Below are 21663 nucleotides of genomic sequence, written 5' to 3'. Positions count from 1 at the left end.
CTCGCTTCATGTCGGCGCTGTGGCGGTAGGCGAAGGCGTTGTCGGTCATGACGCGTTCGATGACGGTGATGCCTTGGGCGGCGAAGTACGCCGCAGCCCGCTCCAGGAAGTCCGCGCAGGTGGGTCCTTTCTCGTCGGGCAGGACTTCGGAGTAGCCCAGCCGGGAGTAGTCATCGATCAGCGAGTGGACGTAGTCGTACCCGATCTTGTCCCGCTTGCCCTTGGCGGCCTGGGTGGCAGCCAACCCGTGAGCGCGCCACCCGCCCCCGTCAGGGATCTTGCCGAGCTTCTTGACGTCCATGTGCACCAGTTCGCCCGGATAGTCGCGTTCGTAGCGTTCCGCGCTCTGTTTCGAGGACCTGATCACCTCCCCGGTCATCGGGTCCAACTCGCGCAGGTACGGCATCTGGTGACGGCGCAGGATCCGTGAGACCGTCCGCGCCGGCACGCCCACCTTCGGTCCCAGGACGTCAGGGCCTTCACGGTCCGTGACCCGCGCTCTCAGGACGGCTTCCTCGACCTCGGGAGCCGTCCTGCGGGGGCTGGTGCGTGGGCGTGAGGATCGGTTCGCCAACCCGCCTTCCCCTTCAGCGGCGTGACGACTGATCCACGTCGCGACGCACTTGCGCGAGACCCCCATCGCCGCCGCGATGTGCGCCTGTTTCCATCCCTGCTGATGACGCTGGACGATCAAGCGGCGGCCATGAACAGTTAAACGGGCATTAGCGTGGGACACGAGAACCTCCGGGTTGGAGTGGGCCTTAGACAAGCCACATCCCACCCGGAGGTTCTCCCGCGTTCAAGCACCCACACTGCTACCAACCTCCTGGCCGGGTACACCTAGAGTGCGGCTCATGAGCGAGCGCACCGCGGGGACGACCTACGTGCTGGTGGACGGCGAGAACATCGACGCCACCCTGGGCACGTCAATCCTCGGCCGGCGGCCCCACCCGGACGAGCGGCCTCGATGGGACCGGCTGCTCTCCTTCGCCCGTGCCCAGTGGCAGCAGGACGTCAAGGCCCTTTTCTTCCTCAACGCCAGCGGCGGCATGCCGATGGCCTTCGTCCAGGCCCTCAAGGCCATGGACTACGAGCCGATCCCGCTATCCGGCGACGCGTCGACCAAGGTCGTCGACGTCGCGATCCAGCGCACCCTCCAGGCGCTGGCCCACCGCCCCGGTGACGTCCTGCTCGTCAGCCACGACGGCGACTTCCTCGCCGACATCGAGGCCCTCCTCGACACCGACCGGCGCGTGGGCGTGGTGGCCTTCACCGAGTTTCGCAATGCCGGGTTCACTGCGTTGGAGTCCAGGGGAGTCCAGACCTTCGACCTGGAGTATGCCGTCGGGGCTTTCAACACCAGGCTGCCGCGCCTGCGGGTCATCCCCATCGAGGAATTCGATCCGGCTGCGTACCTGTAAACTTCTGGCGAATCCCCACCCCCTCACCGGGGGTGACGCGTGCCCCGGACCGGGCTGCGCGGCATACCGAACGGACGCAAGGACACCGAACGTGGCATCGACCAACGACCTCAAGAACGGCATGGTCCTCAACATCGACGGCCAGCTCTGGACCGTCATCGAGTTCCAGCACGTCAAGCCCGGCAAGGGCCCGGCCTTCGTGCGGACCAAGCTGAAGAACGTCACGTCGGGCAAAACCCTCGACAAGACCTTCAACGCCGGGGTCAAGGTCGACACCGCGAACGTCGACAAGCGGACGATGCAGTACCTGTACAACGACGGCAGCGACTACATCTTCATGGACGGTGACACCTACGACCAGATCTCGGTGAGCCCGGACGTCGTCGGGGACGCCGCGAAGTACCTCCTGGAGAACCAGGACGCCCTCGTCGCCCGTCACGACGGCAATGTCCTCTTCATCGAGCTGCCGGCCTCGGTCGTCCTCGAAATCACCTACACCGAGCCGGGCCTGCAGGGCGACCGCTCCACCGGCGGCACCAAGCCGGCGACCGTCGAGACCGGAGCCGAGATCCAGGTGCCCCTCTTCCTCGAGACGGGTACCAAGATCAAGGTCGACACCCGCGACGGGTCCTACCTGGGTCGCGTCAACTGACCGATGGCTGCTCGGACCAAGGCCCGCAAGGCGGCGCTGGATCTGCTCTTCGAGGCCGACCAGCGCTCCCTCAACGTCGCTGAGCTGCTGGGGCAGCGCCTCGAGCAGCCCGCCGGTGACTCTCCCGTGCGGGAGTACACCGCCACCTTGGTGCGTGGCGTCGTCGAGCACTGGACCGCGATCAACGACCTGATCACCACGTGGGCGCAAGGATGGACCCTGGAGCGCATGCCGGCGGTCGACCGCGCCATCCTGCGCTTGGGCACCTTCGAGGTCGTGTATGCCGAGGACGTCCCCGAGGTTGTCGCCATCGACGAGTGGGTGGCGCTGGCCACCGATCTCTCGACCGATGAGAGTCCCAAATTCGTCAACGGGGTCCTGGGCCGCCTGCTCGAGCTCAAGCCGACCTTGGGCTGAGCTGTGGACCTGATCGGGCGCAGCGTCGTTCGGCCGATCGCGCCCGAGGATGTCGACGCCTTGCAGGCCCTTGAGGCGGCAGCGGACACCCTCCTGTGGGGTGCCGAGGCCAACTTGGCCCGCTGGGGGCGTCGAGCGCTCATGATGAAGGAACTCGTCACCGAACCGTGACCGGTACAGGAGTGATCTCCTGTGGTTGATGTGACGAAAGTTCACTATCATCGGGTCCGCCCCTTGCCCTGGAGGACATCCGTGCACCCTGGTTCGTTGCGGCGCCTCGTGGCCGCCCTCGCCGTCTCTGTCGGTGTCGGCGGTCTGACTGTCCCCGTGGCCGAGGCTGCGCCCGCTGAGAAGCAGGTGGCCTACGCCGGAGTCACCGTCTCGGTCCCCGCGGACTGGCCGGTCATCGACCTGGACGCCTCCGACGATGTCTGTGTCCGGTTGGACGTCGACGCGGTCTATCTCGGGACCGCACCTGAGCAACAGAACTGCCCCTCCCGGGCGGTCGGGCGTGGCAACACGGTCTGGATCGGACCGACCGGCGCCGACGAGCAGACCGCCACCGGCCGCAAGGGATGGTCTTCGCCCGGGGCGCGGGGCACGATCCGCCGCAACGACCAGGACAAGCGATCCGATGTGGCGCTCCAGGGTCGCGGCGTCTCCGTGCGGACCGGCTGGGGTCCGCAGGGCTCGGCTGCGGTTGACGCCATCGTTGCCGACATGGAGATCAGCGCGGACCCCGTGCCGGTCCCAAGTCGGGCACCCGCCCAGCGGCGAACCAGCGTCCCGACCCCTCGCCAGGAACCAGTGCCCGTGGGGCCGAAGACCGCCGAGGAACGCGTGGCTCCGGCCTCGCTGTCCTCCCTGACGGCGGCCGTTCCGGTGGGGCAGCCACTGTATGGCGCGATGGCCTTCGACGCCTGCAGCGCGCCGTCCGTCACGAGCATGCAGGCGTGGCGCCAATCGCCGTATGTCGCCGTAGGCATCTACACCAGCGGATCGATGCGGGCCTGCCCCTTCCAGGGCGGGACGTCGTGGATCAACCAGGTGACCGCGCAGGGCTGGGGCCTCATCCCGATCCATGTCGGGCCTCAGTCGCCGTGCGTGCAGCAGGCCAATCTCGCCATGATCTCCCGCAACGCGACGACGGCCAGGGCCCAGGGAGTCACCGAGGCAGGGATTGCGGTCGCCGCGGTGCAGGCGCTCGGGATGGGCCCCGGGACCCTCATCGAGCTCGACATGGAGAACTACTCCATGACGGATGCCGAGTGCTCCGCGGCCACGGTGGCCCACGTCTCCGGATGGACCCAGGAGCTGCACCGCCTCGGCTACGTCTCAGGGGTCTACGGCGGGCCCGGATCGATGATGCGTGACATGAGCCGCGCCGTGGCCGGCGACCCGTCCTTCGTCCCTCCGGACCAGATCTGGGTCGCGCACTGGAACCAGTTGCAGACGACCCGCGACACCTACAGTCCACAGTTCTACCCGGACGTCTACTGGGCCAACCACCAGCGGATGCGCCAGTACTCGGGCGACACGGTCGAGACGTGGGGCGGCGTCGCGCTGCACATCGACCGCAACTGGGCCGACATCACACTCCCGGGCAACCCGGTGCGCACTGATTACGGCACGAACATCGTCGGCCCGGGGTCTGCTGGGTTCGTCTTCACCGGGTCCATGACCTATTGGCGGCCGGCGGCGGGCAGCGGTGTCAAGCAGAAGGCCTACTGGACCGGGCCGAGTTCGACCGAGTTCAACGGGGCGACCTGGTCCCCGACGCTGGCTCCGGGCACCTACCGGGTGGAGGCCAACGTGCCCGATGCCTCCGTCGCGACCAAGGCACGCTACGTGCTGACGAGCGCCGGCGGAACCAGCGAGACGATCCTCGACCAATCGACGGCATCGGGATATCGGCTCCTCGGGACCGTGACCGTCCGCACCGGCCAGCCGGCGAGCGTGCATCTGGCCGACAACAGTGGTGGGGACACGAGCAAGCGCATCTGGGCAGATGCGATCCGGTTCGTCTCGTCCACACCGCCTGCGGTCCCCGGCGCGCCGCTCGCGCCCACTGCGGTGGCCGGCAACGGACAGGCCACCATCTCGTGGTCGCCCGGCACCTCCGGCGCATCACCCACCACCACCTACACCGTGACGGCGTCTCCCGGCGGATCGACCGTCTCCGTGGCGGCGCCGACCACAACGGTGACGATGACCGGCCTGGTCAACGGCACGGCATATACCTTCACGGTCACGGCGAGCAACGCCGGGGGGACCGGACCAGCGTCTGCTGCCACCACTGCGGTGATGCCCGGTCTCGCCGGTGGGGTCACATCGGTGGATCCGGTCCGAGTGCTCGACACTCGTTTCGGTGCTCCCGCCAACCCTGGCTTGGTCACGGCGATCCCAGCAGGAGGAAATCTCCGTCTGCGGCTGGTCGGTGCCGGGTCGCCGGTGCCGTCCACGGCGACCGCGGTCCTGGCGAATGTCACGGCCGTTGCCGGCAACAGCCCGGGTTATCTCGCGGTGGCGGGCTCGCCCAGTTCACTGGTCAACTGGGTGTCCGGTGCGGTGGTCGCCAACCTGTCGACCGTGCCGGTGGCGACCGACGGGACGGTCACCTTGACCAACGGTGGCACCTCGCCGGTCCATGTCGTCCTCGACGTCCAGGGGTGGATCGCCCCCCAGGTCTCGACCCGGCTGTCCCCGATTGCTGCGGTCCGCCTCATGGACAGCCGCGTGGGCACCAGTCCGAACCCTCGCGCGACCGCCCTCGGTCCGGGTGAGAGTGTGGAGGTCAAGGTCAGCGGTTCCAGCGTGCCGGCGGGAGCGCAGGCCGCCCTCCTGCGGGTCACGGCAACTGACCCACGGGCCGCCGGTTACCTGAGTGTGAGTCCGTCAGGCGCCGGTTCGACATCGGTCGTGAACTTCCTCGCCGGGGACACGGTGGGTAACACCATGGTGGCCAACCTCACGTCCTCGGGCACCGTTCGCCTCACCAACGGCTCGACGGGGACCACCCATGTCGTCGTCGACGTCCAGGGGTGGACCGGCCCAACGGCAGCCCAGCTCTACCGCGCGACACCGCAGGCCAGGTTGGTCGACACCCGCTTCGGGACGACCACCAATCCGGGCGCCGCGATCCTCGGCCCTGGTGAGGTGCGCACCTTCCGCGTCGCGGGCGCGCCCGGCTCCCCGGTGCCCATGGGTGTCAGCCTGCTCGCGGTCAACGTGACGATCACCAATGGGACCCGGCCCGGTTGGGTGGCGATCGCCGCCTCGGGTACACCGGGCATTCCGTTGGTCAACTACGTCGCCAACGAGGCCAGAGCGGGTTTCGGCACGGTGGATGTCGCCGCCGATGGCACGGTGCGCATCCGCAACGAGTCCACCGGAAGCGTGCACGTCGTCCTCGACGTCCATGGGTACGGCACGACGACTCCCTGATCCGTCCATCACGCGGGGCGGCATCGGACGGTTCCGAACCATCCCTTAGAGTGGGTTGCGCCAGACATCCTTTAACGACCCGTCCAGTGAGGCGGGGAAGGAGGTCAGAACGCGTATGCCGCGTGAAGACTCACCCGGCGAGGGTCGCGTCGTCCTCTCGGACGCCGACATCGCCCGCGTACTCAAGCGCATCGCCCACGAGATCCTCGAGGCCAACAAGGGCGCCTCGGATCTGGTCCTGTTGGGCATCCCGTCTCGGGGCGTGCTCCTCGCGCAGCGCCTCGCCGCGATCATCGCCGAGGTCGAGGGAACGGCCGTGCCCACCGGGGCACTCGACATCACGATGTACCGCGATGACCTGCGCAAGCAGCCCACCCGCACGCCCATGCCCACCTCCATCCCGGGCGGCACGGTCGACGCTCGGGTCGTCGTTCTCGTCGATGACGTCCTCTACTCCGGCCGCACGGTGCGCGCGGCGCTCGACGCGCTCGGCGACTACGGGCGACCGCGGGCCGTGCGTCTGGCGGTCCTCGTCGACCGGGGTCACCGTGAGTTGCCGATCCGCGCCGACCACGTCGGCAAGAACCTCCCGACGTCCCATTCGGAGAAGGTGCGCGTGCGGCTCCTCGGCCATGACGACCACGAGTCCGTGACGATCGCCGGGGGAGAGCCGTGAGCGACAGCACCGCGTCCGCCACGGCCACCATGCCGCGCCACCTGCTCTCCATCGCCGACCTCGACGCCGACCTGATCCGGACCCTGCTCGACACCGCCACCCAGATGCAGGACGTGCAGCGCCGCGAGGTCAAGAAGATCCCGACTCTGCGCGGCCGCACCGTCATCAACCTCTTCTTCGAGGACTCGACCCGCACCCGCTCCAGCTTCGAGATCGCCGGCAAGTGGATGAGCGCCGACACGATCAACATCACCGGCAAGGGTTCGTCCACGAGCAAGGGCGAATCACTGCGTGACACCGTCATGACGATCGACGCGATGGGAGTCGATGCCCTGGTCATGCGCCACAGTGCGTCAGGCGCTGCTCACCAGGTCGCCGGCTGGGTGGACGCGCACGTCATCAATGCCGGCGACGGAACCCACGAACACCCCACGCAGGCGCTCCTCGACGCCTACACGATGGAACAGCGCATCGGCGGTCTCGCCGGCAAGCATGTCGTCATCGTCGGGGACCTCACGCACTCGCGGGTCTTCCGCTCGAACGTCCTCTCGCTGCGGATGCTCGGGGCCGACGTCACCGTCGTCGCCCCGGTCACCCTGATGCCGAGCGGGATCAGGGCGTGGTCGGAGACGGACGGCTTCGCCCTCTCGAACGACCTGGACCCGATCCTCACCGGCGACCGTGGCGTCGATGCGCTCATGATGCTGCGCGTCCAGAAGGAACGCATGAGCGGCGGCTACTTCCCGACGGCTCGTGAGTACACCGTGGGGTATGGCCTCACCCGGCCGCGCCTGCAACGCCTGGTCGCCGACCACCCAGACGTCGTCATCTGCCACCCCGGCCCGATGAACCGCGGTCTCGAGATCAGTGCCGATGCTGCGGATGCCGCCCAGAGCCTCATCCTCGACCAGGTCGCTGCCGGCGTGGCGGTGCGCATGAGCGTCCTCTACCACCTGCTTGCCGGTGCGGAAGGCGGTGCGGCATGAGCGACCGAAAGCTCACTATTGGTGAGAAATTGTCGCCGGGGCCCGGAGTGAGGTCCCTTGTCATCACCGGCGCCAGGATCGTTGCGTCCGCGCCTTCCGTCGCTACAGCGACGGAAACCGCCGACGCAAGGGTCGCAGATGTCGTCATTGTCGATGGCGTCGTCACCGACCTGACCGCCTCGGAGGCGCCGAGCGATGCGCAGGTCATCGACGCCGATGGGCTGATCCTGCTGCCCGGTCTCGTCGATCTGCACACCCACCTGCGGGAGCCGGGGCGAGAGGATGCCGAGACAATCTGTTCCGGTTCGCGGGCGGCCGCGGTCGGGGGATACACGGCAATCCTCGCGATGGCCAACACGACCCCGGTCACGGACACGGCCGAGGCCGCCGAGCGGATCCTCGATCTCGGGCGCGCCTGTGGACTTGTCGACGTCCAGCCCATCGGTGCGGTCACCCACGACCTTGCCGGCGGGCAACTTGCCGAGCTCGGCCTCATGCACCGCTCTCGAGCGCGAGTCAACGTCTTCTCCGACGACGGCCGGTGCGTCGCCGACGCCCGGGTCATGCGGCGCGCGCTGGAGTACATCCGATCGTTCGGCGGTGTCGTCTCGCAGCACAGCCAGGACCCCGCCCTCGCGGGTCCGAACGCCTGCTGCCACGAGGGGGAACTCTCCGGTCGCCTCGGACTGCCCGGGTGGCCGGCCGTGGCCGAGTCGGTGATCATCGCGCGCGATGTCCAACTCGCCAGGCACACCGGTAGCAGAGTCCACGTCGCCCACGTGAGTACGGCCGAGGGTGTGGACGTGATCCGCTGGGCCAAGGCCCAGGGCATCGCGGTGACGGCGGAGGTGACCCCCCACCACCTCGCGCTCACGACCGAGCGACTCGCGGGCTACGACCCCGTCTTCAAGGTCAACCCGCCGCTGCGCCCGATCGAGGACGTCCAGGCCGTTCGCGCCGCACTGGCGGACGGCACGATCGACGCCGTCGCGACCGACCACGCGCCCCATGCCCGTCACGACAAGGAACACGCCTTCGAGGACGCCGCCTTCGGGATGCTGGGCCTGGAAACGGCGTTGTCCGTCGTTGCTTCCGTCATGGTCGAGGGCGGTCCCTGTGGGTGGAGCGACCTCGCCCGTGTCATGTCGAGCGCCCCCGCCGGCATTGCCGGCCTGGCCGACCACGGACGCCCGATCGTGCCGGGGGAGCCGGCCAACTTGGTGCTCGTCGACCCGGCGGCTGCCATCACCGTGGACCGCAGCAGCTCACAGTCGCTGTCCCGCAACAACCCTTGGCACGGCGAGCAGTTCCGGGCCGCCGTTCACACGACCATCCTGCGCGGTCGCGTGACCGCCGCCGAAGGAGCACCTGCAGCATGCTGAGCAGCCGCGAACCCGCCATCCTGATCCTCGAGGACGGCCGCACCTTCACCGGTCGTGCCTACGGCCGGGTCGGTACGACCGTGGGGGAGGCCGTCTTCTCCACCGGCATGACCGGCTACCAGGAGACCCTCACCGACCCGAGTTACCACCGCCAGGTCGTCGTCATGACCGCCCCGCACGTCGGCAACACCGGCTGGAACGACGAGGACGACGAGTCCTCGCGCATCTGGGTCGCCGGCTATGTCGTGCGCGACCCCGCCGTGCGACCCTCCAACTGGCGCTCCCGCCGCAGCCTGGAGTCCGAGCTCGACCGCCAAGGAGTCGTCGGGATCAGTGATCTCGACACCCGAGCACTGACCCGGCACCTGCGCGAGCGCGGGGCGATGCGGGCGGGGATCTTCTCCGGCCCGGCCGCCGGTATGCCGCGGGAGCAGCTTCTCGCGCAGGTCACCGGTGCGCCGCAAATGGCCGGGGCAGCGCTCGCCGCCGAGGTGGCGACCAAGGAGGCCTACGTCGTGCCGGCGGTGGGGGAGAGGCGTTTCACGGTCGCCGCTCTGGACCTCGGCATCAAGGCGATGACGCCGGAACTGATGGCTCAGCGAGGTATCGAAGTGCACGTGCTGCCCGCGACGGCGAGCGTTGAGCAGGTCCGCGAGGTCCGTCCCGACGGCGTTTTCTTCTCCAATGGGCCAGGTGACCCCGCCACCGCGGACCACGAGGTCGAGTTGTTGAAAGCCGTTCTGGGAGAGGGTATTCCCTACTTCGGCATCTGCTTCGGAAACCAGATCTTCGGACGGGCGCTGGGCTTTGGCACCTACAAGCTCAAGTACGGCCACCGCGGCATCAACCAGCCGGTGATGGACCGCACGACCGGCAAGGTCGAAGTGACCGCGCACAACCACGGCTTCGCCGTCGATGCCCCCCTCGACGCCGACACCGAGACGCCCTTCGGATCGGCTCGGGTCAGCCACGTCTGCCTCAACGACGACGTCGTCGAGGGACTCGAACTGCGAACTCCCGAGGGCGAACTCACGGCGTTTTCGGTGCAGTACCACCCGGAGGCCGCGGCGGGGCCGCACGACGCGGCATACCTCTTCGATCGCTTTGTCTCCCTGCTGGAAGGTTCCAAGTAATGCCGAAGAGAGACGACATCAAGAGCGTCCTCGTCATCGGGTCCGGGCCGATCGTGATCGGCCAGGCCTGCGAGTTCGACTACTCCGGCACGCAGGCCTGCCGCGTGCTCCGCGAGGAGGGCATCCGCGTCATCCTCGTCAACTCCAACCCGGCGACGATCATGACCGACCCGGAGTTCGCCGACGCGACCTATGTCGAGCCGATCACGCCCGAGATCGTCGAGAAGATCATCGCCAAGGAGCGTCCCGACGCGGTCTTGGCAACCCTCGGCGGCCAGACCGCGCTCAACTGCGCCATGGCCCTGCACGAGCGGGGGATCCTCGAGAAGTACGACTGCCCCCTCATCGGGGCCAAGGTCGAGGCGATCCAACTCGGCGAGGACCGGGAGAAGTTCAAGGGCGTCGTCGAGCGCTGCGGCGCCGAGAGCGCACGCTCGATCATCTGTCACACCATGGAGGAGTGCCTCACGGCTGCCCTGGACCTCCATTACCCCGTCGTCGTCCGCCCCTCCTTCACGATGGGTGGGCTCGGCTCGGGCTTCGCCTACGACGAGACCGACCTGCGCCGGATTGCCGGTCAGGGCTTGCAGTACTCCCCGACGACCGAGGTGCTGCTCGAGGAGTCGATCCTGGGCTGGAAGGAGTACGAACTCGAGGTCATGCGGGACCACGCCGACAACGTGGTCGTCGTCTGCTCGATCGAGAACCTCGACCCGATGGGGGTCCACACGGGTGACTCGATCACCGTCGCCCCGGCCCTGACCCTGACCGACCGTGAGTACCAACGGTTGCGCGACATCGGCATCGCCGTGATCCGCGAGGTGGGTGTCGACACCGGCGGCTGCAACATCCAGTTCGCCGTCAACCCGCGCGACGGCCGCATCATCGTCATCGAGATGAACCCGCGGGTCTCGCGCTCGTCGGCCCTGGCGTCCAAGGCAACTGGCTTCCCGATTGCCAAGATCGCCGCGAAGATGGCCATCGGCTACACCCTCGACGAGGTGCCGAACGACATCACCCAGGAGACGCCGGCCAGCTTCGAGCCCACCCTCGACTACGTCGTTGTCAAGGTGCCCCGCTTCGCCTTCGAGAAGTTCCCGGCCGCGGACGACACGCTCACGACGACGATGAAGTCGGTCGGTGAGGCGATGGCCATCGGTCGCAACTTCACCGAAGCCCTCCAGAAGGCCTTGCGTTCCATCGAGCGCAAGGATTCCTCCTTCCACTGGCGCGGGGACCGCCCGAGTCCGGCCGCCGCTCGTGAGCTGCTCGCCATCGCCAAGCGCCCCACCGATGGCCGACTCCTCACCGTCCAGCAGTCCATGCGTGGTGGGCTCTCGGTGGCCGAGGTCCACGAGGTCACCGGCATCGACCCGTGGTTCCTTGACCAGATCGAGCTCCTCAACGACCTCGCCGACAGCCTGAGGCACGCCGATCGCCTCGGCCCGGACCTGCTCCGCCTGGCCAAGCGACATGGGTTCTCCGACCAGCAGATCGGCGAGCTGCGCGGCATACCCGAAGCCGTCGTGCGGGGGGTGCGCCACGCGCTCGGCGTGCGCCCGGTCTTCAAGACGGTGGACACCTGCGCTGCTGAGTTCGCCGCACGCACCCCGTATCACTACAGCTCCTACGACGAGGAGACAGAGGTCGCCCCGCGGGAGCGGCCGGCCGTCCTCATCCTCGGCTCAGGGCCGAACCGGATCGGTCAGGGCGTCGAGTTCGACTACTCCTGCGTCCACGCCTCCTTCGCCCTCCGGGACGCGGGCTACGACACGGTCATGGTCAACTGCAACCCGGAGACGGTGTCGACGGACTACGACACGAGCAGCCGTCTCTACTTCGAGCCGCTCACCCTCGAGGACGTGCTCGAGGTGTATGCCGCGGAGCTGGCTGCCGGTCCCATCGCCGGCGTCATCGTCCAACTCGGCGGCCAGACGCCGCTCGGTCTGGCCAAGGCCCTCAAGGACGAGGGCGTGCCGATCGTCGGGACCAGCCCTGAGGCCATCCACCTCGCCGAGGACCGCGGAGCCTTCGGTCGAGTGCTTGCCGAGGCCGACCTGCCCGCGCCCAAGCACGGAACCGCCTACAGCGTCGACGAGGCGCTCGAGGTGGCGCGGGGCATCGGTTATCCGGTCCTCGTGCGGCCCTCCTACGTCCTGGGCGGACGAGGGATGGAGATCGTCTACGACGACGACACCCTCGTCACCTATGTCGAGCGCGCCACCACGGCGAGTCCGGAGCACCCGGTGCTCGTCGACCGCTTCCTCGACGACGCGGTCGAGATCGACGTCGACGTCCTCTATGACGGCGTCGACATGTATCTCGGTGGGGTCATGGAGCACATCGAGGAGGCCGGGATTCACTCCGGCGACTCGGCCTGTGCCCTGCCGCCGGCCACGCTCGGGGACGCCGAGATCGAGCGGGTGCGTGAGTCCGCCCGCAAGCTCGCCGAGGGGATCGGTGTGCGCGGGCTGATGAACGTCCAGTTCGCCCTGGCCCAGGACATCCTCTACGTCCTCGAGGCCAATCCGCGCGCCTCGCGCACTGTGCCCTTCGTGGCCAAGGCCACCGGAGTCGCGCTGGCCGCGGCGGCGTCCCGGATCATGCTCGGCGCCAGCATCCAGGAACTCCGGGATGAAGGGATCCTTCCGGTCGAGGGCGACGGGGGCACACTGCCCGCGCACGCACCGATGTCGGTCAAGGAGGCCGTGTTGCCCTTCCACCGCTTCCGCCGCGCCGACGGCGCGCCGGTCGACAGCCTGCTCGGTCCGGAGATGCGCTCGACCGGTGAGGTCATGGGCATCGACAAGAACTTCGGGCTCGCCTTCGCCAAGAGCCAGCTCGCGGCCTACGGCGGACTGCCGGAGTCGGGCACGGTCTTCGTGTCTGTCGCCAATCGCGACAAGCGCGCCATGCTCTTCCCGGTGAGTCGGCTCGTCGACCTCGGCTTCGAGATCGTCGCCACGACCGGGACGGCAGATGTGCTGCGCCGCAACGGAATCGATGTCAGTGTGGTGCGCAAGATCACGGAGCGAAGTGAGGGGGCGAGCGGTGAGGAACGCACCATCGCCGACCTCGTCCTCGCCGGGGAGATCGCGATGATCATCAACACCCCCACCGGTCAGTCGGCCCGAGCCGACGGCTATGCGATCCGCGCCGCGGCGAACACCGCCGACGTCACGCTCATCACGACGGTCCAGGAGTTCGCCGCCGCAGTGCAGGCGATCGACTCGATGCGCAAGACCGACCTGACGGTCACCTCCCTCCAGGAGCACGCCGCTGCGCTCGACCTGCTCGGTCGGGGACGCGAGAAGGCCGGGGCGGGCGCGTGAGCGACGTCGTGCAGGTCGCCGGCGAGGTCATCGCGATCCGCCGGGTCGGCGCCTATCAACACCTGACGATCGTGGCGCCCGGAGTCGCGGAGGCCGCGCGGCCCGGCCAGTTCGTCGCGCTTGCCGTGGGCGGACCGACGTCGGCCAACCTGCTCCGACGCTGCTTCTCGCTCCACAAGGTGAGTCCCAGCGGCGCCTACGGTGGCACCCTTGACGTCGTCATCGCCGCCAAGGGTCCGGGCACCCAGTGGTTGGCCGGGTTGCGAGCCCACGACAAGGTCGACGTCGTCGCCCCGCTCGGGCGTCCCTTTCCCATCCCGACCGAGCCGGTGGCCTGTGTCCTCGTGGGTGGCGGCTACGGCTCGGCACCTCTCTTCTGGCTCGCCGACGTGCTGCGGGAGCGCGGCTGCCACGTCGAGATGGTCCTCGGCGCGGCCTCCGAGGACCGGCTCTTCGGGGTGGTCGAGGCGCGCCGCAGCGCCGACGGCGTCACCGTGACCACCGACGACGGCAGCGCTGGGCGCCGTGGTTGGGTCTCCGACGTCCTTCCCGAAATCATCACGCGCACGTCGGCGGCGGTTGTCTACGGCTGTGGCCCGATGGGGATGTTGCGCTCGATCACCGAGGTCGCGACCGCCCACGGTGCGGTCGCCCAGGTCGCCGTCGAGGAGTCGATGGCGTGCGGCGTCGGGGTCTGCATGACCTGTGTCATGCCGGTCCGGGGCAAGGACGGCACGACGCGGATGGTCCGCTCCTGCGTCGAGGGTCCCGTCTTCCGCGGCGACCGGGTCCGATGGGAAGCCTTCACCGACGGCGTATGCCGCGTGCCCGCCGATACCGTCGGCGCGCCCCGGGCGGGAGGGCACTGACATGGCGGACCTGACCACGCGCCTGGGGACGCTGACCCTGCCCAACCCCGTGATGACGGCCAGTGGCTGCGCCGCCAACGGACGCGAGTTGCACCGCTTCTTCGATGTCTCCGAGTTGGGCGCCTTCGTCACCAAGACAGTCATGGCCGACCCGCGCTCGGGGCGCCCGACGCCCCGGATGGCCGAGACCCCGAGCGGGATGCTCAACTCGATCGGGCTGCAGGGACCCGGCATTGGTGCCTTCCTCGACAAGGACCTCACCTGGCTGAAATCGGTCGGGGCGAGGGTCTTGGTGTCGATCGCCGGCAACACCGCCGTCGAGTTCGCCCAGGTCGCCCGAGACCTCGTGGCGCACCCCGCCTTCGACGCGGTCGTCGGCGTCGAAGTCAACATTTCGTGCCCCAATGTCGCCAACCGCGGTCTGGTCTTCGCCTGTGACCCGATGTCCTCGGCCAAGGTCGTCTCGCTGGTGCGAGAAGAACTCCCGCGTGACTTCCCGATGTTCGCCAAGCTCACCCCCGATGTCACCGACATCGTCGCCATCGCCGACGCCGCCGTGCGGGCCGGCGCGGGGGGGCTCACGATGATCAACACCCTGCTCGGCATCGCGATCGACACCGATCGGATGCGCCCTCAACTCGCCGCAGTCACCGGTGGCCTGAGTGGCCCGGCCGTGCGGCCGGTCGCGGTCCGCGCGATCTGGCAGTGCACCGCGGCGATGCGCGAGAACCGCATCGACGCGGTCCCGATCATCGGCGTCGGGGGAGTGCGCAGCGGCCTGGACGCGCTCGAGCTCCTCGCCGCGGGAGCGTCCGCCGTCCAGGTGGGAACGGCGACCTTCAACGATCCGTCTGCCCCCCGCCGGGTCCTGACCGAACTCGAATCCGCTCTCGACGAGCGCGGATTCGCCTCCCTGACCGATGTGGTGGGCCTGGCCCACGACCGAAAGGTGACCCTGTGACGACGCCCGGCCCCGCGGCATACCAACCCTTCGGCGTGCGACTGCGGGAGGCGATGGCGACCCACGGGCCGCTCTGCGCCGGGGTCGATCCCCACCGCGGGCTGGTCGAGTCGTGGGGGCTGGCCTACGACCTGTCCGGACTCGAACGCTTTGCCATGACGTGCGTCGAGGCCTTTGCCGGCGACGTGGCCAGCGTCAAGCCGCAGTCGGCCTTCTTCGAGGTCTTCGGCGCGCGTGGGGTGGCGGTCCTGGAGCGGGCCGTCGATGCGTTCACGGAGGCGGGGACGATCGTCATCCTCGACGCCAAGCGCGGTGACATCGGGTCCACGATGGACGCCTACGCCGAGGCCTTCCTGGGCAAGGACGCCCCCAGCCCGGCCGATGCCGTGACGGTGAGCCCCTACCTGGGCTATGGCTCGCTGCGGCCCGCGATCGACCTCGCCGGGCACACCGGGCGCGGAGTCTTCGTGCTGGCCCTCACGTCCAATCCCGAGGGGCCGTCGGTCCAGCACGCCCAGCGCGACGGCATCAGCGTGGCCAGGGCCATCGTCGAGGGTGCCGCTGCCGACAACGCCGAGGCGGCGTCGCGAGGCGAGATGGGGCACGTCGGGCTCGTCGTCGGCGCAACCATCGGCTCGGCCCTGGCCGACCTCGGCATCGACCTCGCGGCGAGTGCAGCCCCGATCCTGGCTCCTGGCCTGGGCGCGCAGGGGGCCACCCCGGCCGACCTCAGGGCTGTCTTCGGTGCCGCCCTGCCGCAGGTGCTGCCCAATGCCTCCCGCAGCATCCTGGCGGCCGGGCCGGACGTGAGCGCCCTGCGTGCTGCCGCCCGAGAGGAATCCGAACGCCTCGCCGAGATGCTCGCGTCCTGATCGTCGTCATGGGCGGTCACCCTGAAGGGTGGGGCATGGCTATAGTCCGAAGTGAGCCCCTCGGGGCACTTCATCGACACCGACAGCACCCGAAGGACGAAGACACGTGGCCCTTCCCCCACTGACGCCCGAGCAACGAGCAGAGGCACTGCAGAAGGCAGCGGCCGCGCGCCGTGAGCGGGCCGCCGTCAAGAACCGCCTCAAGTACGCCCAGGGAGACCTCGGCGAGGTCATCGCGGCCGGTCGGACCAACGAGGTCGTCGGGAAGATGCGTGTGTCCGCCCTGCTGGAGTCGATGCCCGGGGTCGGGCCGGTCAAGGCCGCCCAGATCATGGAGGAGGTCGGCATCAGCGCGAGTCGTCGCGTGAGGGGCCTGGGGCAGAACCAGGTCGCGGCACTGCTCGCGCGCTTCACCGCCTGATGCCGAGATCCGACCGTCCCCGGCTGACGGTCCTCGCCGGCCCGACGGCCGTCGGCAAGGGCACCGTCGCGGCCTACATCCGTGAGCACCACCCCGAGGTCTGGCTGAGCATCTCGGCCACGACTCGCCCCCCACGGCCGGGGGAGATCGACGGCGTGCACTACTTCTTCGTCTCCGATGAAGCCTTCGACGCCATGGTGGCCCGCGGCGAAATGCTCGAGTGGGCCGTTGTGCACGGCCGTGCCAAGTACGGCACCCCGAGGGGACCGGTGGACGCGGCACTGGCCGCCGGGCGGCCCACTCTGCTCGAGATCGACCTGCAGGGTGCACGCCAAGTACGAGAGTCGGCGCCGGACGCCTTCTTCGTCTTCCTCAGCCCTCCGAGCTGGGACGAACTGGTGCGGCGGCTCGTGGGTCGCGGCACCGAGAGTGCCGAGGAACGTCGGGCCCGACTGTCGACGGCCCGGGTCGAACTGGCATCGGTCACCGAGTTCGACGCCACCATCGTCAACGATGATGTGCAGCGCGCTGCCGAGGAACTCGTATCATGGATGAGATCCACCCCCGACGGAAAGCAGCGTTGACGCATGTCCGGAACCAAGGCCAACCCCATCGGCATCACCAACCCGCCGATCGACGAACTCCTCGAGAAGGCCGACTCCAAGTACGCGCTCGTGCTCTACTCGGCCAAGCGTGCACGGCAGATCAACGCCTACTACAGCCAGCTCCAGGAGGGCCTGCTCGAGTATGTCGGCCCGCTCGTCGAGTCCGAGATGCACGAGAAGCCGTTGTCGATCTCGCTGCGTGAGATCAACAACGACCTGTTGACGATCGAGCCCATCGAGGAGTGAGGTGAAGGTCGTCCTCGGTGTGGCCGGTGGTATTGCGGCCTACAAGGCTGCCTCGCTGCTGCGCCTGTTCACCGAGGCCGGCCACGACCTGACGGTCGTCCCCACGGCCTCGGCCTTGCACTTCGTGGGCGAGGCCACCTGGTCGGCATTGTCCGGCAAGCCGGTCCACACCGACGTCTGGTCCGACATCACGGACGTTCCGCACGTCCGCATCGGGCAACAGGCCGACCTGGTGATCGTCGCCCCTGCGACCGCCCGCCGACCTGCTCGCGCGCGCTGCCTCCGGTCAGGCCGACGACCTGCTCACCAACGTTCTCCTCACGGCCCGGTGCCCGGTCGTCATGGCGCCGGCCATGCACACCGAGATGTGGGAGCACCCGGCCACGCAGGCCAACGTCGCGACCCTCTCCGAGCGGGGCGTCCACATCGTCCCGCCGGCCTCCGGTCGGCTCACCGGCAATGACACCGGGCCCGGTCGGCTCCCCGAGCCCGAGGAGTTGTATGCCGTGTGCGCGCGGCTCCTCGAGCATCCCCGGGCCGTGGCCGCCACGGCACCGGTCACCGAGGTCATCCCGACGCGCGGCCCACTGCGTGGTCGGCACGTGGTCGTTTCGGCGGGCGGCACCCGCGAGCCCTTGGACCCGGTGCGTTTCCTGGGCAACAGGTCATCCGGCAAGCAGGGGTATGCCGTGGCGGCAGCCGCCGCGGCGCGCGGCGCACGGGTCACTCTGGTGACCACGGCCGACCTCCAGTTGCCAACCGGCGTCGAGTCGGTGCGAGTCGAGACCGCCCAGCAATTGCGGGCGGCGATGCTCGAGCACTTCGACAGCGCCGACGTCATTGTCATGGCAGCTGCCGTCGCCGACTTTCGACCGGCTGACTACGTCGACACCAAGATCAAGAAGGGGATGGCGCCCGGCGACGACTCGGCCCCAGAGATCCGATTGGTCCGCAACCCCGACATCCTCGCCGAGCTGGTCCGCCACCGCGGAGATGCTGCGGGCCCGGTGATCGTGGGTTTTGCTGCGGAGACGGGTGACGCGAAGGCCTCCGTGCTCGAGCACGGTCGCGCCAAACTGGAGCGCAAGGGCTGTGACGTCCTGGTCGTCAACGAGGTCGGGTCGGACAGGACCTTCGGGAAGGACGAGAACACCGTCCACCTGCTGCTTCAGGGCAGCTCTCGCGTCGAAGATGTCGGGCCCGCTGACAAGCGAGTCATCGCCGACGCCATCTGGGACCTCGTCGAGACGTTGGTCTGAGCCCCGGGTCACTGCGCTGGACTCGCGCACGGGCGAAGGCGCCGGGGACGGTAGATTGATCGTGGCTGCCGCCGCGACCCCGGTGGTCGGCCCGAAACCCTAGATGCAAGGAGCCACAGCGTGTCCGCACGCCTATTCACGTCAGAGTCCGTCACCGAAGGCCACCCCGACAAGATCTGCGACCAGATCTCCGATGGCATCCTGGACGCCATGCTTGCTCAGGACCCGCGCTCGCGCGTGGCCGTGGAGACGATGGTGACCACCGGTTTGGTGCACGTGGCTGGCGAGGTCACCACCGAGGCCTACGTGGAGATCCCGAAGATCGTCCGGGACACCGTCCTGCGGATCGGCTACGACTCCTCGACCAAGGGTTTCGACGGGGCGTCGTGTGGGGTGGAGGTCTCCATCGGTCAGCAGAGCCCGGACATTGCCCAGGGCGTCGACACGGCCTTCGAGAACCGCACCGGTGGCGTCGACCCGAAGGACAAGCAGGGAGCTGGCGACCAGGGCCTGATGTTCGGGTATGCCTGCGATGACACCGCCGAGCTCATGCCGCTCCCGATCTTCCTCGCCCACCGCCTCGCGGAGCGGCTCACCCAGGTGCGCAAGAGCGATCAGGTCGCCTACCTGCGCCCGGACGGCAAGACCCAGGTCACGATCGCCTACGACGGGGCCAAGGCAGTGGCTCTCGACACGGTCGTCATCTCGTCCCAGCATGCTGACGGCATCTCGCTCGACGGACTGCTCGCCCCCGACCTGCGCGAGCAGGTCATCGAGCCGGTGCTGGCCGAACTCAAGGACGCCGGGTCCGACCTCGACATCTCGAACTACCGCACCCTGATCAACCCGACCGGCAACTTCGTCATCGGCGGCCCGATGGGTGACGCGGGCCTCACCGGGCGCAAGATCATCGTCGACACCTACGGCGGCATGGCCCGTCACGGTGGCGGTGCGTTCTCCGGCAAGGACCCGTCGAAGGTCGACCGGTCGGCGGCCTATGCAACCCGGTGGGTGGCCAAGAACGTCGTGGCCGCCGGCCTGGCCAGGCGCTGTGAGGTCCAGGTCGCCTACGCGATCGGCAAGGCCCAGCCGGTCGGTCTCTACGTCGAGACCTTCGGCACCGAGACCGTCGACGTCGACAAGATCCAGAGCGCCATCACCCGGGTTTTCGACCTGCGCCCGGCCGCCATCCTCGAGGACCTCGATCTCAGCAGCTCACGCTGCTGCCCCTGCGCACCCCCCGCACCCGCCGTGACGCCGCCCGCGCGGGCACCGCCGCATCAGATCCGGTCGCGAGGGTCCAGGTCGACACCGGCCTGCCCCACCTGGATCGTCCCTTCGACTACCTCGTGCCGGCCGATCTGGCTGACGAGGTCCAACCCGGAGTCCGCGTCAAGGTCCGCTTTGCCGGGCGCGATCTCGACGGCTTCGTCCTCGAGCGCGCGGACCTGTCCGACCACACCGGGCAACTGCAGCCGATCCGCCGTGTGGTCTCGCCCGAACCGGTCCTGGGTCCGGCCCTGCTGGCCGCCTGCCAAGAGGTCGCCCGCCGCTGTGCAGGCTCCCTGGGTGACGTGCTCCGGTTGGCGATCCCGCCCCGTCACGCGGCGGCCGAGCGGGCGTTGCCCCACGACCTGCCCCCTCCCGAACCGCTGTCCGCGCCCGGTGCTGACGACCCGGCATACACGGGGGGGTGGGAGCCCTACCTCGGGGGTCCGGCGTTCCTCGACCGGCTCGCCAACGGCGAGAGTCCGTCGGCGAGCGCCCTGGTGGCGCCGGGCATCGCGGGCGCCGACCGGTGGCCGGCTCTGCTCGTCGACGCTGCCCAGGCGACACTGCGCTCCGGTCGTGGCGCGATCCTCGTCGTCCCCGACGCCCGTGACTGCGACGCCCTGGAGGCTGCGGTCATCGAGCGATTCGGACGTGGTGCCGCCGTCCGCCTGACGGCCGATCAGGGCCCTCAGGCGAGGTACACCGCGTGGCTGAAGGTGTTGCGTGGCCAGGTGCGCCTGGTCATCGGCACCCGAGCAGCCGTCCATGCCCCCGTGCACGACCTCGGGCTGATCGCCTGGTGGGACGACGGCGACGACTCCCACACCGAGCAGCGGGCTCCGTATCCGCACGTTCGCACCGTCGCTCTCGTGCGGCGTGACCTTCAGGGGGTGGCCCTGCTCGCGGCGGGCCACACCCGCTCGAGCGCCGTCCAGCAGCTCGTCGAGTCCGCGGTCCTCAAGGCCGTCGAGTGCCCCCGCCTCGTGGTCCGCGAACGCTCACCGTGGGTCAAGGTGGCCGGCGAAGGTCCTGAGGGCGCTCGCGACCCAGGGGGCGGCCACGGGCGGATGACGAGCCTGGTGCACGAGAGCGTCCGCGCCGGACTCGCGGCCGGTCCAGTGCTCGTGCAGGTTCCCCGGGTCGGATATTTGCCTGCGCTGTCCTGTCAGGATTGCCGACAGCCTGTGCTCTGCCGTACCTGCCACGGACCCATTGCCATCCCCGCGCCGAGGGACGCCCCGCAGTGCCGTTGGTGTGGCCGACTGGTCACCGACCACCGGTGTGAACACTGCGGGCCCACGCGGCTTCGTGCCCGCGTCGTGGGCGCGACCCGCACGGCCGAGGAACTCGGACGCGCCTTTCCGGGAGTTCCCGTTCAGGTGTCGGGCCGCGCAGAGGTGCTCGGCTCGGTGCCGTCGACACCCCGGATCGTGATCGCGACACCCGGCGCCGAACCCACGACCGAGGAGGGGTATGCCGCGGGGGTCCTCCTCGACGCGTGGTCACTTCTCGATCGGCCCGAACTGGACGCCGCCGAGGACACCCTGCGTCGATGGATCGGTGCAGCCGCGCTCGTGCGCCCCCGCGCACAGGGCGGAGTCGTGGTCGTCGGTGGCGTCCCCGACCACGTGATCCTGCCGGTCGTCGAGGCCCTCGTGCGATGGGATCCAGGATGGTTCGCCGCCCGCGAGTTGGCGGAGCGGCGCACGCTGCGC

The 21663-nt window shown here is 69.1% G+C and carries 17 protein-coding genes and 4 pseudogenes; 20 read left to right on the top strand and 1 reads right to left on the bottom strand.

Features of this window, described 5'->3' with window-relative positions; translation table 11 throughout:
* Positions 1-736, bottom strand: a 736-nt coding sequence (locus BN10_RS11155; protein ID WP_233354284.1) for a leucine zipper domain-containing protein, incomplete at its 3' end; no start/stop codon positions are given.
* Between the two features lie 118 nt (positions 737-854).
* On the opposite strand from BN10_RS11155, the gene BN10_RS11150 reads away from it, so the two are divergent.
* The 20 genes and pseudogenes from BN10_RS11150 to BN10_RS17820 form a co-directional block, all read left to right on the top strand.
* On the top strand, positions 855-1421 hold the full coding sequence (locus BN10_RS11150) for an NYN domain-containing protein (protein ID WP_010851351.1): 567 nt from the start codon (positions 855-857) through the stop codon (positions 1419-1421).
* 91 nt (positions 1422-1512) lie between these two features.
* Entirely contained in the window at positions 1513-2073 is a 561-nt protein-coding gene (gene efp, locus BN10_RS11145) for an elongation factor P (protein WP_010851350.1), read from the top strand.
* A 3-nt stretch (positions 2074-2076) separates the two neighbouring features.
* Positions 2077-2490 (top strand): transcription antitermination factor NusB, encoded by a 414-nt coding sequence (nusB, locus tag BN10_RS11140; RefSeq protein WP_010851349.1) that lies wholly within the window; start codon positions 2077-2079, stop codon positions 2488-2490.
* A gap of 3 nt (positions 2491-2493) precedes the next feature.
* Complete coding sequence (locus BN10_RS16920; protein ID WP_010851348.1) at positions 2494-2661, top strand: hypothetical protein; 168 nt, start codon at positions 2494-2496, stop codon at positions 2659-2661.
* A gap of 96 nt (positions 2662-2757) precedes the next feature.
* Complete coding sequence (locus BN10_RS15785; protein WP_156917216.1) at positions 2758-5934, top strand: glycoside hydrolase domain-containing protein; 3177 nt, start codon at positions 2758-2760, stop codon at positions 5932-5934.
* A gap of 115 nt (positions 5935-6049) precedes the next feature.
* Positions 6050-6610, top strand: coding sequence for a bifunctional pyr operon transcriptional regulator/uracil phosphoribosyltransferase PyrR (gene pyrR, locus BN10_RS11130; RefSeq protein WP_010851346.1), 561 nt, complete (start codon positions 6050-6052; stop codon positions 6608-6610).
* 29 nt (positions 6611-6639) lie between these two features.
* Complete coding sequence (locus BN10_RS11125; RefSeq protein WP_040753194.1) at positions 6640-7596, top strand: aspartate carbamoyltransferase catalytic subunit; 957 nt, start codon at positions 6640-6642, stop codon at positions 7594-7596.
* Positions 7593-8978, top strand: coding sequence for a dihydroorotase (locus BN10_RS11120; protein WP_010851344.1), 1386 nt, complete (start codon positions 7593-7595; stop codon positions 8976-8978). Before BN10_RS11125 ends, BN10_RS11120 begins: the two co-directional genes overlap by 4 nt.
* Positions 8972-10111, top strand: coding sequence for a glutamine-hydrolyzing carbamoyl-phosphate synthase small subunit (gene carA / locus BN10_RS11115; protein WP_010851343.1), 1140 nt, complete (start codon positions 8972-8974; stop codon positions 10109-10111). The genes BN10_RS11120 and carA overlap by 7 nt, the downstream gene beginning before the upstream one ends.
* Positions 10111-13443, top strand: a complete 3333-nt coding sequence (gene carB, locus BN10_RS11110) for a carbamoyl-phosphate synthase large subunit (protein WP_010851342.1) — start codon at positions 10111-10113, stop codon at positions 13441-13443. Before carA ends, carB begins: the two co-directional genes overlap by 1 nt.
* Positions 13440-14312 (top strand): dihydroorotate dehydrogenase electron transfer subunit, encoded by an 873-nt coding sequence (locus tag BN10_RS11105; protein ID WP_010851341.1) that lies wholly within the window; start codon positions 13440-13442, stop codon positions 14310-14312. Before carB ends, BN10_RS11105 begins: the two co-directional genes overlap by 4 nt.
* Position 14313: 1 nt before the next feature.
* Positions 14314-15273 carry a dihydroorotate dehydrogenase gene (locus BN10_RS11100; RefSeq protein ID WP_010851340.1) on the top strand — a complete coding sequence of 320 codons (960 nt, stop codon included), beginning with the start codon at positions 14314-14316 and terminating at the stop codon, positions 15271-15273.
* Entirely contained in the window at positions 15270-16145 is an 876-nt protein-coding gene (gene pyrF / locus BN10_RS11095) for an orotidine-5'-phosphate decarboxylase (RefSeq protein WP_010851339.1), read from the top strand. Before BN10_RS11100 ends, pyrF begins: the two co-directional genes overlap by 4 nt.
* 106 nt (positions 16146-16251) lie before the next feature.
* Complete coding sequence (mihF, locus tag BN10_RS11090) at positions 16252-16566, top strand: integration host factor, actinobacterial type (RefSeq protein ID WP_010851338.1); 315 nt, start codon at positions 16252-16254, stop codon at positions 16564-16566.
* On the top strand, positions 16566-17150 hold the full coding sequence (gene gmk / locus BN10_RS11085) for a guanylate kinase (RefSeq protein ID WP_010851337.1): 585 nt from the start codon (positions 16566-16568) through the stop codon (positions 17148-17150). Before mihF ends, gmk begins: the two co-directional genes overlap by 1 nt.
* A 3-nt stretch (positions 17151-17153) precedes the next feature.
* Complete coding sequence (gene rpoZ, locus BN10_RS11080) at positions 17154-17417, top strand: DNA-directed RNA polymerase subunit omega (RefSeq protein ID WP_010851336.1); 264 nt, start codon at positions 17154-17156, stop codon at positions 17415-17417.
* A gap of 1 nt (position 17418) precedes the next feature.
* A pseudogene (gene coaBC, locus BN10_RS11075) lies at positions 17419-18676 on the top strand (bifunctional phosphopantothenoylcysteine decarboxylase/phosphopantothenate--cysteine ligase CoaBC).
* Positions 18677-18796: 120 nt separating this feature from the next.
* Positions 18797-19885, top strand: a pseudogene (gene metK / locus BN10_RS11070) (methionine adenosyltransferase); the annotation flags it as partial.
* Between the two features lie 140 nt (positions 19886-20025).
* Positions 20026-20211: pseudogene (locus tag BN10_RS17825) on the top strand (primosomal protein N' family DNA-binding protein); the annotation flags it as partial.
* Between the two features lie 468 nt (positions 20212-20679).
* Positions 20680-21663: pseudogene (locus BN10_RS17820) on the top strand (primosome assembly protein PriA); the annotation flags it as partial.

It is taken from the genome of Phycicoccus elongatus Lp2 (genome assembly GCF_000367525.1).
Classification (GTDB): Bacteria; Actinomycetota; Actinomycetes; order Actinomycetales; family Dermatophilaceae; genus Phycicoccus_A; species Phycicoccus_A elongatus.
The sequence above is the reverse complement of the archived record's forward strand: the minus strand, read 5'-3'. Positions and strand labels throughout refer to the sequence as shown.